Here is a 15,166-nt window from a genome sequence, read left to right as displayed (position 1 = left end):
AGATGATATAAAATAAAATGCCCTGCGCTGATTGATCGGCGCAGGGCATTTTTCGAATTATTTGTCACTTACGACAATGTGCCAGCAAGAGCCTTCTGAATGAGCGCACGGGTTTCATCGATGCCATAAAGGGCAACGAATGAACCAAAGCGTGGGCCGCGTTCCTGACCGATCAGCACTTCATAGAGCATCTGGAAGAAGGAAACCGAAACGCCGGGGCCGCCTTCAGGGCTTTTCTTCGTGTGATCCTGATAGCGCTCGATTGCACGGGCAACGTCCAGAATTGAGTTCTGAATGTCATTGCCGTCGCTACCAGCTGGAAGCGTAGCAAGCTTCGCATCAAGACCTTCAAGAGCTGCGCGTTCAACGTCGTCAGGGGTGCGGAACTGCTTGGTCGGCTTCACAAAATCGTTGAAGTAACGGATTGCATAGCCAACAAGCGCGTCGAGTTCCGGATTGTTTTCAGGCGTAACACCCGGCACATGGCGGGAGATGAAACCCCAGAGAACGCTTGGGTTTTCCGCATTCGATGCGCTGACCAGATTGAGCATCAGCGCGAATGTAACCGGCAGTTCAACTTTTGGCGGATTGCCGTAATGGATGTGCCAGACCGGATTGTTCAGGCGGTCTTTCCACTCCTGACGGTTATAAGCCGAGAGATAGGTGAAATATTCGTCCACGGCCTTCGGGATCACGTCGAAATAGAGCTTCTTCGCGGTCTTTGGCTTCTGGAAGTTATAGAGCGCAAGGCTTTCGGTTGGCGCATAGGCCAGCCACTCGTCAATCGAGATGCCATTGCCCTTTGACTTTGAAATCTTCTGGCCAAGTTCGTCAAGAAACAGTTCGTAAACGAAATGCTCTGGCGCGCGACCGCCAAGAATTTCACAGATGCGGTCGTAAATACCCGCATTAGTCTGATGGTCCTTGCCAAACATTTCGAAATCGACGCCGAGTGCAGCCCAGCGCATACCGAAATCTGGCTTCCACTGAAGCTTCACTTTGCCGCCGGTGACGGAAAGCGTGGTTTCAACACCGTCTTCATCGTCAAAAGTGATGGTGCCAGTCTTGGCGTCCACACTCTTCATCGGCACGTAAAGCACGCGGCCAGACTTTGGCGAAATTGGCAGAAATGGGCTGTAGGTCGCCTGACGCTCTTCGCCGAGCGTCGGCAGCATCACTTTCATGATGTCGTCATAGCGTTCAACAGCTTTCAGTAGAACTGCATCAAACTTACCGGACTGGTAATATTCGGATGCGCTGGCAAATTCGTAATCGAAACCAAAGGTATTGAGGAAGCGGCAGAGCATGGCATTGTTATGCTCGGCAAAGCTCTTATATTCGCCGCCAAACGGGTTTGGCACGGCGGAAAGCGGCAATTGCAGATAAGGTTCCAGCGCTGCCTTGTCCGGCACATTTTCCGGGATCTTGCGCATCCCGTCGAGATCGTCCGAGAAACAGATCAGGCGCGTCTTGACCTTGTCTTCCGTGAGAATGCGGAAGGCATGGCGGACCATAGAGGTGCGTGCCACTTCGCCAAATGTGCCGATATGTGGCAGGCCCGATGGGCCGTAACCAGTCTCGAAAATCACGGTTTCTGGCATGCCGGTTTTGGCATAGCGCTTGAGGATTTTCTTCGCTTCTTCAAAGGGCCACGATTTCGCTTCCGCAGCCGCCGCGGTCAGTTCCGGGGTCAGCGTAATTTCGGGAAGGCGGTGCGAAGTCATGATGTTATCCTGATGTCCTGTGAAGGGCTTTGTTTGCTGAAATTTTTTGCACACTTATGTACCATTGCTCTATGGCGCGGCGAAGCCTACACGTCAATCTTTGGCACAGTGATTACGTCCGAATTTGCTTGCGTAAGCCTTATATGCTCCTTAATTTTCTCCAAAATTAGCCGAAACTATGATTCCGGTTGGACGATGCAGGAGCATTCGATGAAAAACATTTCGCCTCATGACGCGCTCGTTTACATCATGGTGACGACTTCCGCCGCAGATACAACGATGACCGATGCGGAATTGGCATCCATCAGCAATGTGGTTTCCCGTCTGCCTGTGTTTCAGGGGTTTGATGCTACTCGATTGCCGAAGCTGGCCAGTGATTGTCTTGAGATGCTTTCCTATGACGATGGTCTGGAGCGCATTCTCGATTTGGCGCATGATGCTCTGCCAGAAAAGCTCTATGATACCGCTTATGCGCTGGCTGTTGAGGTGGCTGCTGCTGATTTACATGTTGAGCAGGAAGAGCTTGAGTTTTTGCAGATGTTGCGTGACCGTTGGTCGTTGGACGAATTGACCGTTGCAGCCATTGAGCGCAGTGCGCGCGTACGCTTCCGCAAGCTTTGAATTATAGATTGTGATTGGAAACGGGCGGGGCAAATCCCGCCCGCAGCATAAGTTAGTCTGGCTTAGCAGACGACGGGAACGCGCCTAGCTTTGCGCCATTCCAGTGCTGTGCGCATGAGATGGGCAGCTTCGGCAAATGTAGCGCTGTCTTTCCAGCGTTCCGCATGGATAAGGTTTGATGGAACGATATCCCTTAACGCTTCAAGCGTATGACGCGGGACGGTATCGGTACAACTCCATAGCCGCCGAAAAACGACGCTAATACGCGTTATCTTGCCATTGATTGCGACGACTGGTTCAGCCGATTCAAGGTTCCAGTCCTCATAAGCATCGATTGCGTTCTGAAATGCGTGATGCAAATAGATCGGTGCATGACCGTCATGAAGTGGGGGCAGCAAACTAGACATTTCTGTTTCCTCTCTTCCAATATGATTGGCTTCAGGCACTTACGGAAACTACAATACAGGACTCCGCAAATGCGGTTAAAAGAGCTGTAAAAGCTCGCCATGTATGTGCCGTATCGAACATCTCCTCACGAAATACGACAACACATAATTAACCATGATCTATGCAAGGGTGGGTGTTTGGCAAGGAGAAAATTTCTTTAATAAGGCCGGTAAGAGAAAATCAGTTCCGTTGGGTTCAGAAATCATCCGCGTGCATTTTGTGTAATATACGGTGAATGATTGGAGCAAACATGATGCTGAAGCCCGCCAGGAAAAAAATATTGGCGTACAGGCCATATATTCCAGCGAACATTCTGCCTGCAGTAGTTGCAGGAACGGTGATCAAACCAAAACCACTGAGAATGAAGGTTGAATGCAGTATTGCATCTTCAAGCCCAAGGCCTTCGAAAATAATAAAGCCAACTGCACCGATTGCCACCGAGATGAGCATGACGACTATTACATAAAGAGCATGTTTCATCATCCGTTCAATGAAACGGCTTTGACTCACTGGTGGAGTGGTACGCTTCTCGTACATTCTATTACATCTCTCATGCCAAAAGCTGTGATTGGTTTTGCTTTTGATTTATTTTCAAGATGTAAGCAAGTTTCTTTGATCAATCCAATACTGTCCCACCCAACTCTTTTATTTTCTTTAAGACGTTGGTTGTCGTGGGTGCATGTTCTTCACATGCAGCTGGAGTTGTGAGTTTCATCATTGCCGGTTGAACGTAGCTGGTGATGTAAACATCCATAGTCAAATTCATGTGGCTGGCCACGGCTTGTGCTGTTCCGCCGATCAGTGCCGCATCGCCTTTTGTCACGCCACTGATCTCGCAGTTTGAAGCAACGAGATTGGCCAGAGCGAGTTCATGCAGGGATTGTTCACCTGAAAGCGCGGCGATAGCGGATGCTGGCGGTGTCTGAATTGTTGATGCAACCTGTGAATAGACTGGCGAAGTGATCAAAAGCATTGCGCCGAATGCGAAGCTAATTTTCCGTTGCATTTGGCTATCTATAAAAGTCATCAGAAAATCTCTTCCTTTGAGCATTGCTTGGCAGTGTATTGCATGGCCGAATTTGCCAGTGGAGATGTTTAAGCGTTTTTGCAAAGTCTGTGTATTTAGGCAATGTATGTTCAGTGTTTTCACAGCACGATCTTGATCGCGTTAGGAAATAGATGATTTTCTAGCGAAATTGCTTCATGTTTTTGCCTGATATGCATTAGTTGAGGCCCGCATCTATTTTATGCAGTCCCTAATTGGATCGAAATGAAGGGATCGTCATCTGTGGTGGACAAAGACACGATATTGGGTGGCGTCGTTTCAGTCGGCCTGCATGGTGCTGTGCTCGCGCTATTATTGATCACCTTTCCGGTATCGACGCATTCTGTCCAGCCTGAGGATGTAAAGGTCGAACTCGTTCCGCCACCACCCTCGGCACAGGCTGAGAAACAGTCGGATAAGACGGATGATGCTGCCAGAGCCGCATCTGAACAAAAGGCGTTTGAGACAGCTGCAAACGAAGAGAAAGAAAACACCAAAATCGAGCCCTCAACGCCTTCTGAACAAGAGGGTGAAGATGCGGCTCAACCGACGGACAGCGAAACCGAACCCAATCAGAATAAATCATCTGCCACTGATCCAATTTTGAGCGCCGAAAGATCGGCTGTGAGTGTAGCCAGTTTGGCGAAGCAAGAAGTGCAGATGACAAAAGCCAAGAAAATATATTCGAAGGATGCGCTTTCAAACCCAAATGTCAAACAGGCTTTGGGCAAGCTTTCTCCCACGGATCGCGTCATTCAGATTTGCGGAATAGAGGCATTGGAGCAAATCCGGCATCACCGGCCTGATATTATTCCTGATATGATGGCGCGAACGGGTGGGGCGCTGACAGCATCGAGTCTGAAAATGTCCGATGGTGCCTTCAGAAGTCATGCAAAATGGTACAACCTCGATTTCAATTGCGAAGTTAACCCAAAAGACATGGCGGTTTCGTCTTTTCAATATGCGATTGGTGACCCTATCCCTAAAAAGGACTGGTCCCACAGAGAGCTGCCAGTGGATTAGCCTTACGAAAAGAGAAACAAGTTTCGATATTTATTGCCACTGTGACAGGATTTACCCTGCAATTCCCGTAGCGCCGTTGTAGACAATGGAAACGGAATTTCGGAGGCAGGTATATGGCTCGGTTTGTTGCTTCACGCAGGGCATTTCTGGTTGGTTCGACATCGCTTGCGGCTTTGCCGCTGTTGCCTCGCTTGGCACGGGCTGAAGATGCACCACAAAAAGGCGGTCGACTGGTTGTTGCAGCAGATTCAGAGCCACGCAATCTCAACCCGGCCATTGTCGCTTCCAACGGCATTTTCTTCGTGGCGAGCAAGGTCATCGAGCCTTTGGCTGAAGCCTCATTTGATGGTGAAAACGGTCTGGCGCCACGCCTTGCAACCAGCTGGGAAGGCTCTGATGACGGTCTGACCGCAACCTTCCGCCTGCGTGATGGCGTCAAATGGCATGACGGTAAGCCCTTCACATCCGCAGACGTTGCTTTTTCGGCGCTGCAAGTCTGGAAGCCGCTGCAAAATCTCGGTCGTGTTGTGTTCAAGGCCTTGGAGAGAGTCGAAACACCGGATGAGCATACGGCAGTTTTTTATTTCAGTGAACCAACACCGTTTCAGCTTATTCGCAATGCGCTGCCAGCGCTCACCGCAGTATTGCCGAAGCATGTGTTTGAGGGCACGGATATTGCCGCCAATCCCGCCAATGAGAAGTTGATTGGCACTGGCCCGTTCAAATATGCAGAGCACAAGACCGGTGAATATTATCGCCTTGCGAAAAACGAAGATTATTGGGGCGAGGGCAAGCCTTATCTTGATGAAATCATTTACCGCGTGCTGCCGGATCGTGCTGCTGCAGCAGGTGCGCTGGAAGCCGAGGAAATTGATCTTGCTGCGTTTTCCGCCGTACCGCTGGCCGATCTCGACCGCATTTCAAAAGTGCCGGGGATCAATGTCATTTCTAAAGGCTATGAGGCGCTGACCTATCAGCTGGTCGTTGAAATCAATCATCGCCGCAAGGAACTCTCAGACCTTAAAGTTCGTCAGGCAATCGCTCATTCGATTGATCGAGATTTCGTCGTGAAGACGATTTTCTTGGGCTATGCCAAGCCTTCGACCGGACCCGTTCCGCAATATGACAGCCAGTTTTATACGGGCGATGTCACCGATTATCCTTTCGATGTGGCGAAGGCCAATGCGCTGCTGGATGAGGCGGGTTATAAGCGCGGCAAGGACGGCACGCGCTTTGCACTAAAGCTGCTGCCAGCCCCATATTTCAATGAAACCAAGCAGTTTGGTGATTATCTGCGACAAGCGTTGGCGGAAATCGGCATTGATGCGCGTATCGTCAATAATGATTCAGCAGCACATCAGAAGGCAGTCTATACGGATCACGATTTTGATCTCGCCATTGCACCGACCGTCTATCGTGGCGATCCGGCTATTTCGACGACCATTCTGGTGGAAAGCGGTATTGCAGCAGGCGTGCCGTTTTCCAATCAGGGTGGTTACGCCAATGCGGAATTGGACGCGGTAATTGCTAAGGCTGCACATGAAATTAACGAGGAAAAGCGCACAGCACTTTATCATCAATTCCAGCAGCTGGTCGAAGCTGATTTGCCGCTCATCAATGTGGCGGAATGGGGCTTTATCACGGTTGCCAATGACCGCGTTAAGAATGTCTCCAACAATCCGCGCTGGGCAGTTTCCAACTGGGCAGATGTGTTTATTGAACAGTGACGAAATATTGTGACGAAGCGCTGCTTTGATTGTACGTTCACGACGTGGCGCAGATTCTAACTCTTTTCAGGAAACGACTGATCAGCAGCATGATTGTGCTGCTGATTGTTATTGTCGGCTGTTTCTTGATGTTGGAACTGGCGCCCGGCGATGCGGTTGATGCCTATGCGGTAAGCTTCGGCGGTGATGCGAGTGCCATGGCTGAAATGCGTGCGCGCTGGGGGCTGGATCAATCCGTTTGGCACAGGTTGACTGCTTATCTTGCCGCACTTTTGCAAGGCAATCTTGGTTGGTCGGTCAGTTTCAACCGCCCCATTGTTGGCATCATTCTTGAGCGCCTTCCCAATACGCTTTTGCTGATGGGCGCTGCGACGGCGCTGTCATTCGCGGTGGGGTCGGCTCTGGGTATTGTCGCAGGCGCAAGACCCGGAAGTTTTCGCGATCGTTTTTTGTCGGTTGCCTCGCTTGTGCTTTATGCCATACCCGGTTTTTGGCTGGCACTGGTGCTGGTCATCCTGTTTTCAATCCGGTTGCGCTGGCTGCCTTCAAGCGGCATTGAGACGATTGCTTCTGGTAAGGAAGGTCTTGCACGAGCCTTAGATATAGCGCGTCATCTTCTGCTGCCGGTGGTCTCGCTGGCGCTGATTTACTTGGCGCTTTATCTGCGTGTGATGCGCGCTTCTATGGCTGACATCTGGCGTATGGATTTCGTCCGCGCACTGAAAGCGCGAGGCATATCACGCCCGCGTATCGTGCTGCGCCATGTGGCGCGCAATGCTGCCTTGCCACTCGTGACCATGCTTGGCCTACAAGCCGCTTCTATGCTGGGCGGCAGCGTGGTGATTGAAAGCGTCTTTGCAGTTCCCGGCCTTGGAAGGCTCGCACAGGAGGCGGTTGCAAGCCGCGATACACCTTTGCTGCTGGGTGTTATTCTGACGAGTGCCATCATGGTGATCGCCGTCAATTTTGTGGTCGATCTTCTCTATCTCTGGCTTGATCCGCGCATATCTGCGCAAAAGGTGCGGCCATGATGAGTGGTATGAAACGCTATTTCGGATCGGGCGAGGGCGTTGCAGGCGCGATTATTCTGTTCCTGCTGATCGCAGCAGCGCTTTTTGCGCCGCTGCTTTTTCCCGGTGATCCGCTGCGTATTGTTGCGACGCCGATGCTTGCGCCATTCGACAATGCATCCTTCCCGCTTGGAACTGACCGGCTGGGTCGTAATGTGCTGGCCGAGCTTCTCCATGCGAGCCGTACATCGCTGATTGTGGGGCTGGCGGCGGCGGCGGCATCCATTCTGATTGGCAGCATTGTCGGTACGCTGGCAGGTTTTGCCGGTGGTTTGGTCGATGAAGTGCTGATGCGGATTACGGAAGCTTTTCAGACCGTACCGGGCTTTTTGCTTGCACTGGCATTGGTCAGCATTGCCGGGCCTTCGCTGCCGGTACTGGTTGCGGCGATTGCGCTTTCTAGCTGGACGCAGGCTGCACGTCTTACGCGCGGGCAGGTACTGTCCATCCGTGAGCGCGATTATGTGGCGTCAGCCCGTGTTATTGGTATGCACCCGCTGGAGATTGCTTTTCGGCAAATCCTCCCTAATGCCTTGCCGCCGGTGCTGGCGCTTGTTCCGGTAATTGTCGCCTCTGCAATTCTGATTGAAGCAGCGCTGTCATTTCTGGGACTTGGTGATCCCAATCGCGTGACATGGGGCGGCATGATTGCCGAAGGCCGCACGGTTTTACGCTCTGCGCCGTGGTTGTCCATTCTGCCCGGGCTTGCGCTGGCTTTGACTGTCGTTGGTGTCTATCTCGCGGGCGAAGGCATCACACAGGCTGCATCGCGGCGCGAGGTGCAGGCATGAGTGCGCTCGCCCATATTGAAAAGCTAGGCGTGCACTATGGCAGCGATACAGCGCTCAACAATCTTGACCTCGATATATATGCCGGCGAGACACTTGCCATTATTGGTGAAAGCGGTTCTGGAAAAAGCACATTGGCGTTGGCTCTTGCTGGCCTGCTGCCAGCCAATGCTCGCGTTTCAGGCGCGATCCTATGGCCGAATGGAAAACCAAAGCCGGGCTGCGATGTGGGCTTTGTGTTTCAGGATCCAGCTTCAAGTTTCGATCCCTTGATGCGTGTTGGTGCGCAACTGGTCGAAACTATCCGTGCTCACGAAAACATTGATCGTCATGCGGTAGAAGATAAGGCGCTCAAGTTGTTAGCGCGCGTTCAGATAGCAGAGCCGGACATAAGTTTTTCGCGTTATCCGCATCAGTTTTCCGGTGGGCAGAAACAGCGCATCGCAATAGCACTTGCCATAGCAGCAAACCCCACTCTGCTGATTGCTGACGAGCCAACCAGTGCGCTCGATACCATTGTGCAAAGGCAAGTCGTGGCACTGCTGCGTGCCTTGGTTCAGACTGATGGCATGACGCTAATCTTCATCACACATGATATTGCGCTGGCTTCCAATCTGGCGGATCGTATTGCCGTGTTCCGTCATGGTGAACTGGTGGAGAGCGGCCCAGCGCGTGCGATCATAACAAACCCGAAGAGCGATTATACAAAAGCGCTGATTGCAGCCGTTCCCGTGCTGGAGCCTCAACATGGATAGACATTTGTTGCAGGCGACTGATCTGACCGTGCGTTATGGCGATAAGCTCGCGCTGGATCATGTAAATCTTGAGATTGCAGCAGGTGAAACGCTGGCGTTGGTCGGGCCTTCCGGCAGCGGTAAATCCACATTGGCGCGCGCACTTCTACGGCTGCATCCGCTTGAATCCGGTTCAATCCAGTTTGAGAATGAGAATTGGCTTGCGTTCAAAGGCAGCGAATTAAGAAAGCGCCGCGCGCGGATGCAGATGGTGTTTCAAGACCCACTTTCGGCATTCAATCCACGCGCAACGGTGTATGACCTGCTCAACGAACCGCTGCGTATTCATGGGATAAGGCGCGATATTTCAGAGCTTCTGCAAAAGGTTGGCCTTGATTCCAAATTGAGCAAACGCGGTGTGCATGAGATTTCCGGTGGCCAGCGTCAGCGTGTGGCAATTGCACGGGCCTTCGCAACAACACCGTCGCTCATCGTTCTGGATGAAGCAGTGTCGGCGCTCGATGTGACGGTGCGGGGCTCAATTCTGAAACTATTGCAGGAGATACAGAAGGCCGAAGGCACGGCATATCTCTTCATCACGCATGATCTGGCGGTTGCAGCACAAATGGCGGATCGGATTGCCGTGATGGAGCGCGGGCGTATTGTTGAATGTCGCCCGGCGCGAGAGTTGATAGCGGCACCGCAAGCGCCTGTTACAAAGGCGCTGATTGAAGCCGTGCCGCGTGTTTTGGTTTAAGCCTTTCCAAGCTCAATCGAACGCTTCCGTGCCGCATCGACAGCTTCGGCAACCAAATTCTTGAGGCGATCCTCACCCATCAAGACGTCCAGTGCCGCTGCAGTTGTGCCGTTCGGGCTTGTAACCTGCTCGCGCAGCTTGGTTGGGGTGTCGCTGCTTGCTGCGGCCAATGCACCTGCACCCATGACGGTCTGCATGGCAAGAAGCGCTGCTGTTTCGCGCGGAAGACCAGCTGTCACGCCAGCATCTGTCAGCGCTTCGATGAAGTGGAATACATAAGCAGGACCGGAACCGGAAACGGCAGTCACGGCATCCATCTGCGCTTCGTCAGTAATGCTTGCGATCTTGCCTGATGTCTTAAGTAAGCTCTTTACGAAAGCTGCATCATCGTCACTGACATTGGCATTTTTGTAGGTAACGAGCATGCCTTTGCCAATGGCTGCTGGCGTGTTCGGCATGCAACGCATGATCTTTGCATCGCTACCGAGATGCTGTTCAAAAAATGAAACGGGAATGCCTGCCGCGACGCTCACAAAGGTCGCGTTTGGCGCAAAGCGCTTATAGGAAGGCAAAACTGTGCCCATGACTTGTGGCTTGACGGCAACCAGCACCATGCGCGGGTTAAGATCGTCGGGCAGCGAATCTGCACTCGAACATGCATTAACGCCAGCAAGCGCAGCACGGCTCTGAAGAGCTTCGGATGGTTCAACCACATACACATTCTCGGATTGCAGAATGCCGCTGTCGAGCCAGCCCTTGAGCATGGCAAAGCCCATATTGCCGCAACCGACGAGAATGACTGTATCTTGCATGAGAATGTTCCACCTTCATGAATCGAGTGTTTAAGCACTATCGTTTGTTGGGTCCGATATAGCCCTCCATAAACACAAACCGCAAGGCGCGAAGGCAAAAACTCTGGAGAAGAGACGCGCTATAATGTTTCAAACTTGCAATCAATTCTTTGTTGAACAGATACTGTTTTATGGATAGGTCTCTATCTGGAAATAATTATGATCTGACAAAATCTGTTGTAAATCATTGCTTTAAAAGGTGAGCGAATGCTGGGAAAAGCTTTCCAAATCGTGCGTGTGGCTGCAATGGCAGCTGGTGTTTTGGCCGCAGGTGCAGCAGTTGCTGAAACACCAAATAGTCCTGAGTGGGCAGTAAAAGAGATCAGCAAGCTCTCTGATGCCGATCTTGTCATTTCCTCGCCCGCAGGCAAGGCCTTTATGGACAAGCTGGCTCCTGATCACGACAAGGCTTGCGGCAAGCCTGACGAAAATCGCCCAGACTTTGACGAATATTGCTCATGGGCTTTCAACAATGAAGAGAGCGATTTCGATATTCTTCTTGGTATTAAAGACAACAAAATCGTTAGTCTCGTAGCGTCGACAGTTCCTGACAATAGCGATGTTTGGGTGTGTGAAAAGACGCATCAGGATATTCCTGAAAGCGATTTGCAGACCTGTAATATCCGCTCTGCTGATGAAAAAAGCCGCGCAAACTGGTCGGAAAACTGGTCAGGTTTCCTTGGTTCGATTAACTAAGTCGACTGTTTGTCGATATCGGGTTGTGAACGACGCTGACGCAAGTTGGCGTCGTGTTTTTATACTTAGTTGTTTATTGAAATATAAGGTTTTTAAAACAGAATAACTAATAATTGAACTAAGAGGGAAACAATGGATCCGTTGTTAACAACCGGCGTGCCGCCCGCGGAAGCTTTCACGCATGTCCGCATTATCATCGGGATCATACTTGGCCTTAGCGTTTCACGCCTTCTGACGGGGCTTGCGCGTTTTATTCAGCATCCGGGCAAACAGAATATCTATCCGGTGCATATTGCGTGGGTCGCTTTTATTCTTCTGTCGGTCATCCATTTCTGGTGGTTTGAATTTAGCCTTCGCACGATCCACCTCTGGACCTTCGAAATCTACTTCTTTGTAATTTTCTATGCCGGGCTTTATTTCCTGCTTTGCACTCTGCTGTTCCCTGACAGTATGGGGGAATATACCGGCTATCGTGACTATTTCATCTCTCGGCGAAAATGGTTCTTCGGCATTTTGGCACTGCTCTATGTCGCTGATGTTGTTGATACTTTGCTGAAAGGTATGGACCATTACTATCTCTACGGCTTCGAATATCCCGTTCGTATTGCATTGTTGATAGCGGCCAGCCTTGTGGCCATATTCACTGATAACCGGCGCTATCACGCGGTGTTTGTGACAGTTGCGCTGCTCTATGAAATCGCCTTCACGCTTCGGCATTTTGCGACTTTATCCTGAAACTTGCCGCTTAGAGATTGTCATCGTCGCTGATGACGCTTATTGGCATGTCTTTAGGACGAAGGCGGTGTATCCCAAGGCATCGTCTGTTAGATCGGAGCACTCAATATGGCCCAATTGATCGATGGCAAGAAGCTCGCCGAGGATGTGGTTTCAACGGTGAAGCGTGAGACCGAAAAGCTCGTGGCTGCGACCGGCGTTGTCCCTGGCATCGCTGTGGTGATTGTCGGTGAAGACCCAGCAAGTCAGGTCTATGTTACTTCTAAAGGCAAGAAGGCTAAGGAGTGCGGTTTCGTTTCCGTGCAGCACGATTTGGCCGAGGATGCTTCCGAGCAGGAACTTCTTGATCTGATCGATAGCCTAAACAACGACCCAGCTATTCACGGTATTCTCGTGCAGCTGCCGCTCCCAAAGCACATCGATTCAGGCCGTGTGATCCAGACGATTGCGCCGGAAAAAGACGTTGATGGCTTCCATTTCATCAATGTTGGCAAGCTTGGCACCGGCGAAGTCGATACGGCTTTCGTTCCATGCACGCCAGCAGGCGCGATGATCATGATTGAGCGCGTTCACGGTCGTGATCTGTCGGGTCTTAATGCTGTTGTGATTGGCCGTTCCAATATAGTCGGCAAGCCGATGTTCAACCTTCTGCTTGCTGCTAATGCAACAGTTACTGTTGCGCATAGCCGCACCAAAGACCTCTCCGCGATTGCGCGTACAGCCGATATTCTGGTGGCAGCTGTTGGCCGTCCGCAGATGGTTAAGGCTGATTGGGTGAAGCCGGGCGCTACTATAATTGACGTCGGTATCAATCGCATTCCTGCGCCTGAAAAGGGCGAAGGCAAGACGCGTCTGGTTGGCGATGTTGATTTTGCGGATGCGGAAAAGGTGGCTGGCGCCATCACGCCGGTTCCGGGTGGCGTGGGTCCGATGACCATCGCAATGCTGATGGCGAACACGTTAACAGCTGCTTGCCGCAGCGTTGGCTTCGAAAAGCCAGTATTCTGAAAATAAAAGAAAGGCCGCATGTATCATGCGGCCTTTCAATTAGAAGCATGTCTTTATCTCAAAACACCGATGCGCCTTCATCAGCCCGTCCGGCGATGTTGCGGAAGGCGCGGAAAAGCTCGCGACCCATGCCATGTTCATTGGCCGATAGATCAGGGCAGCGCTCAATCCGCTCATCCAGAAGCGCGTTGTTTATAAGTACGCCTAATGTGCCATTTACTGCATCGAGCCGGATAATATCGCCATTGCGGATTTTTCCAATGGCGCCACCGTCGAGCGCTTCCGGTGTCACGTGAATGGCAGATGGCACTTTGCCAGATGCGCCTGAAAGACGACCATCGGTGACAAGGGCTACACGCTGTCCGCGATCCTGCAAAATGCCAAGCACAGTCATCAGCTTATGCAGTTCGGGCATACCATTGGCTTTCGGTCCCTGATAGCGGACGACGGCGATAAAATCACCCGTCAGATCGCCAGCCTTAAAAGCCGCCTGCAATTCAGCCTGATCGTTGAAAACTTTGGCAGGTGCTTCGATAACATGACGGTCGGGCTTCACTGCGGAAACCTTGATGATAGCATTGCCGATATTGCCGGTCAGAACTTTGATGCCGCCGCTCGGCTGGAAGGGTGCGCCGATTTTGGCCAAAACCTTGTCGTCGCCGCTCTTTTCAGGAACCGGTTCACGAATAACCGTGCCATTCTCGCCAAGTTTCGGTTCAATGGCATAAGGGCGTAGACCTTCGCCCCAGACAGTTCGCACATCTTCGTGCAGAATGCCCCCGTCAAGCAATTCGGGGATGAGAAAGCCCATTCCGCCAGCTGCATGAAAATGATTCACATCGGCAAGGCCGTTTGGATAGACGCGTGCCAAAAGCGGCACAACATCAGATATTTCAGAAATATCTTTCCATGTGAGCTTGATGCCCGCAGCCGCCGCCATGGCGATGAGATGGATAGTGTGATTGGTCGATCCGCCGGTGGCGTTCAACCCGATAATGCCATTGACGAAAGAGCGCTCGTCGATCATTTCCCCAACCGGCGTATATTCATTGCCACAAGCTGTAATGGCCAGCGCGCGTTTTGCCGCTTCGCGGGTGAGGGCATCGCGCAAGGGTGTGCCGGGATTGATGAAGGACGAGCCGGGCAGATGTAGCCCCATGATCTCCATAAGCATCTGATTGGAGTTGGCCGTGCCATAGAATGTGCAGGTGCCGGGGCCGTGATAGGATTTTGATTCCGATTCCAGCAATTCGGCACGACCAACCTTGCCTTCGGCATAAAGCTGGCGGGTCTTTGCCTTTTCGTCATTCGGTAGTCCGCTTGTCATTGGACCTGCCGGAATGAAAACTGCTGGCAGATGACCGAAAGTCAGCGCGCCGATGATCAAGCCCGGTACGATCTTGTCGCAGACGCCGAGATAAACGGCAGCATCGAACATATCGTGTGACAGGCCGACAGCGGCTGCCATGGCAATAACTTCTCGCGAGAACAGCGAGAGTTCCATGCCGGCAAAGCCCTGCGTGACACCATCGCACATGGCAGGCACGCCACCTGCAACTTGCGCAACGCCGCCAGCTTCGCGTGCGGCTGCGCGGATCAGTTCCGGATAGGCTTCAAACGGCTGATGAGCCGAGAGCATATCGTTATAAGCGGTGATAATGCCAAGATTTGGAACAACGTCGGCGGTCAGCGCAGCCTTGTCATTCGGGCCACAGGCTGCAAAGCCGTGCGCGAGATTGGCGCAGCCAAGCACCGAGCGGTGCGGCTTACGGGAAGCCGCCTCACGCACACGTCCGAGATAGGCTTCGCGGGTGGGTTTTGAGCGTTCAACGATACGCTCAGTGATGGCCTTGATGCGGGTATGCGCAGTTTGCGTCGTCATGGGTATCACCTGTGAAATAATTTCAGGCTTGCCTGTGGCTCAGTTTAACGCCGACAGT

Annotated in this window: 16 protein-coding genes; 10 read left to right on the top strand and 6 right to left on the bottom strand. The window is 52.0% G+C overall.

Translation table 11 applies throughout. The annotated features are described in order from the left end of the window. Positions 1 to 68: 68 nt before the first annotated feature. Entirely contained in the window at positions 69 to 1,724 is a 1,656-nt protein-coding gene (locus ACOZHT_RS07425) for a lysine--tRNA ligase (protein ID WP_339509668.1), read from the bottom strand. A gap of 210 nt (positions 1,725 to 1,934) precedes the next feature. Here ACOZHT_RS07425 and ACOZHT_RS07420 point away from each other — a divergent pair, with 210 nt between their 5' ends. Beyond that, positions 1,935 to 2,345: a tellurite resistance TerB family protein gene (locus ACOZHT_RS07420; protein ID WP_339509667.1), complete on the top strand. Its 411-nt coding sequence runs from the start codon at positions 1,935 to 1,937 to the stop codon at positions 2,343 to 2,345. 62 nt (positions 2,346 to 2,407) lie between these two features. Here the strand turns inward: ACOZHT_RS07420 and ACOZHT_RS07415 are convergent, their stop codons facing one another. From ACOZHT_RS07415 to ACOZHT_RS07405, 3 genes are all read right to left on the bottom strand, one after another. Continuing rightward, entirely contained in the window at positions 2,408 to 2,752 is a 345-nt protein-coding gene (locus tag ACOZHT_RS07415; protein WP_339509666.1) for a hypothetical protein, read from the bottom strand. A gap of 235 nt (positions 2,753 to 2,987) precedes the next feature. Then, positions 2,988 to 3,329: a hypothetical protein gene (locus tag ACOZHT_RS07410; protein WP_421565544.1), complete on the bottom strand. Its 342-nt coding sequence runs from the start codon at positions 3,327 to 3,329 to the stop codon at positions 2,988 to 2,990. Positions 3,330 to 3,408: 79 nt separating this feature from the next. After that, complete coding sequence (locus tag ACOZHT_RS07405) at positions 3,409 to 3,942, bottom strand: hypothetical protein (protein WP_339509664.1); 534 nt, start codon at positions 3,940 to 3,942, stop codon at positions 3,409 to 3,411. Between the two features lie 138 nt (positions 3,943 to 4,080). Between ACOZHT_RS07405 and ACOZHT_RS07400 the strand changes: the two genes are divergently transcribed. The 6 genes from ACOZHT_RS07400 to ACOZHT_RS07375 all read left to right on the top strand — a co-directional run bounded on the left by ACOZHT_RS07400 (position 4,081) and on the right by ACOZHT_RS07375 (position 9,936). Beyond that, the gene (locus ACOZHT_RS07400) at positions 4,081 to 4,860 is read left to right on the top strand and encodes a DUF930 domain-containing protein (protein WP_421565543.1); all 780 of its coding nucleotides are present in this window, start codon (positions 4,081 to 4,083) and stop codon (positions 4,858 to 4,860) included. Positions 4,861 to 4,973: 113 nt separating this feature from the next. Then, entirely contained in the window at positions 4,974 to 6,587 is a 1,614-nt protein-coding gene (locus ACOZHT_RS07395; protein WP_339509662.1) for an ABC transporter substrate-binding protein, read from the top strand. Positions 6,588 to 6,616: 29 nt separating this feature from the next. Then, positions 6,617 to 7,618 (top strand): ABC transporter permease, encoded by a 1,002-nt coding sequence (locus ACOZHT_RS07390; RefSeq protein ID WP_339509661.1) that lies wholly within the window; start codon positions 6,617 to 6,619, stop codon positions 7,616 to 7,618. Beyond that, complete coding sequence (locus ACOZHT_RS07385; protein ID WP_339510313.1) at positions 7,618 to 8,448, top strand: ABC transporter permease; 831 nt, start codon at positions 7,618 to 7,620, stop codon at positions 8,446 to 8,448. The genes ACOZHT_RS07390 and ACOZHT_RS07385 overlap by 1 nt, the downstream gene beginning before the upstream one ends. Further along, positions 8,445 to 9,200 carry an ABC transporter ATP-binding protein gene (locus ACOZHT_RS07380; RefSeq protein WP_339509660.1) on the top strand — a complete coding sequence of 252 codons (756 nt, stop codon included), beginning with the start codon at positions 8,445 to 8,447 and terminating at the stop codon, positions 9,198 to 9,200. The genes ACOZHT_RS07385 and ACOZHT_RS07380 overlap by 4 nt, the downstream gene beginning before the upstream one ends. Continuing rightward, positions 9,193 to 9,936, top strand: coding sequence for an ABC transporter ATP-binding protein (locus ACOZHT_RS07375; RefSeq protein ID WP_339509659.1), 744 nt, complete (start codon positions 9,193 to 9,195; stop codon positions 9,934 to 9,936). The genes ACOZHT_RS07380 and ACOZHT_RS07375 overlap by 8 nt, the downstream gene beginning before the upstream one ends. On the opposite strand, the gene proC is transcribed toward ACOZHT_RS07375, so the two are convergent. Next, the gene (proC, locus tag ACOZHT_RS07370) at positions 9,933 to 10,748 is read right to left on the bottom strand and encodes a pyrroline-5-carboxylate reductase (RefSeq protein WP_339509658.1); all 816 of its coding nucleotides are present in this window, start codon (positions 10,746 to 10,748) and stop codon (positions 9,933 to 9,935) included. The two genes, ACOZHT_RS07375 and proC, sit on opposite strands and share 4 nt — an antisense overlap. Positions 10,749 to 10,994: 246 nt before the next feature. On the opposite strand from proC, the gene ACOZHT_RS07365 reads away from it, so the two are divergent. The 3 genes from ACOZHT_RS07365 (at position 10,995) to folD (ending at position 13,226) form a co-directional block, all read left to right on the top strand. After that, positions 10,995 to 11,483, top strand: a complete 489-nt coding sequence (locus ACOZHT_RS07365) for a hypothetical protein (RefSeq protein WP_339509657.1) — start codon at positions 10,995 to 10,997, stop codon at positions 11,481 to 11,483. A gap of 132 nt (positions 11,484 to 11,615) precedes the next feature. Then, entirely contained in the window at positions 11,616 to 12,218 is a 603-nt protein-coding gene (locus ACOZHT_RS07360) for a hypothetical protein (protein ID WP_339509656.1), read from the top strand. Between the two features lie 108 nt (positions 12,219 to 12,326). Further along, positions 12,327 to 13,226, top strand: a complete 900-nt coding sequence (gene folD / locus ACOZHT_RS07355; protein WP_339509655.1) for a bifunctional methylenetetrahydrofolate dehydrogenase/methenyltetrahydrofolate cyclohydrolase FolD — start codon at positions 12,327 to 12,329, stop codon at positions 13,224 to 13,226. A 58-nt stretch (positions 13,227 to 13,284) separates the two neighbouring features. Here folD and edd read toward each other — a convergent pair whose 3' ends face one another. Continuing rightward, complete coding sequence (gene edd / locus ACOZHT_RS07350; RefSeq protein WP_421565542.1) at positions 13,285 to 15,108, bottom strand: phosphogluconate dehydratase; 1,824 nt, start codon at positions 15,106 to 15,108, stop codon at positions 13,285 to 13,287. Positions 15,109 to 15,166: the final 58 nt, after the last annotated feature.

The sequence above is a fragment of the Ochrobactrum sp. EDr1-4 genome (assembly GCF_049199085.1).
GTDB lineage: Bacteria > Pseudomonadota > Alphaproteobacteria > Rhizobiales > Rhizobiaceae > Brucella.
This window is presented reverse-complemented; position numbering and strand designations above follow the sequence as displayed.

Coding starts and splice junctions, on each gene's coding strand:
- edd (WP_421565542.1), bottom strand. CDS start 15,108: ATGACGACGCAAACTGCGCATACCCGCATCAAGGCCATCACTGAGCGT.
- folD (WP_339509655.1), top strand. CDS start 12,327: ATGGCCCAATTGATCGATGGCAAGAAGCTCGCCGAGGATGTGGTTTCA.
- ACOZHT_RS07425 (WP_339509668.1), bottom strand. CDS start 1,724: ATGACTTCGCACCGCCTTCCCGAAATTACGCTGACCCCGGAACTGACC.
- ACOZHT_RS07415 (WP_339509666.1), bottom strand. CDS start 2,752: ATGTCTAGTTTGCTGCCCCCACTTCATGACGGTCATGCACCGATCTAT.
- ACOZHT_RS07365 (WP_339509657.1), top strand. CDS start 10,995: ATGCTGGGAAAAGCTTTCCAAATCGTGCGTGTGGCTGCAATGGCAGCT.
- ACOZHT_RS07410 (WP_421565544.1), bottom strand. CDS start 3,329: ATGTACGAGAAGCGTACCACTCCACCAGTGAGTCAAAGCCGTTTCATT.
- ACOZHT_RS07395 (WP_339509662.1), top strand. CDS start 4,974: ATGGCTCGGTTTGTTGCTTCACGCAGGGCATTTCTGGTTGGTTCGACA.
- ACOZHT_RS07380 (WP_339509660.1), top strand. CDS start 8,445: ATGAGTGCGCTCGCCCATATTGAAAAGCTAGGCGTGCACTATGGCAGC.
- proC (WP_339509658.1), bottom strand. CDS start 10,748: ATGCAAGATACAGTCATTCTCGTCGGTTGCGGCAATATGGGCTTTGCC.
- ACOZHT_RS07375 (WP_339509659.1), top strand. CDS start 9,193: ATGGATAGACATTTGTTGCAGGCGACTGATCTGACCGTGCGTTATGGC.
- ACOZHT_RS07385 (WP_339510313.1), top strand. CDS start 7,618: ATGAGTGGTATGAAACGCTATTTCGGATCGGGCGAGGGCGTTGCAGGC.
- ACOZHT_RS07360 (WP_339509656.1), top strand. CDS start 11,616: ATGGATCCGTTGTTAACAACCGGCGTGCCGCCCGCGGAAGCTTTCACG.
- ACOZHT_RS07420 (WP_339509667.1), top strand. CDS start 1,935: ATGAAAAACATTTCGCCTCATGACGCGCTCGTTTACATCATGGTGACG.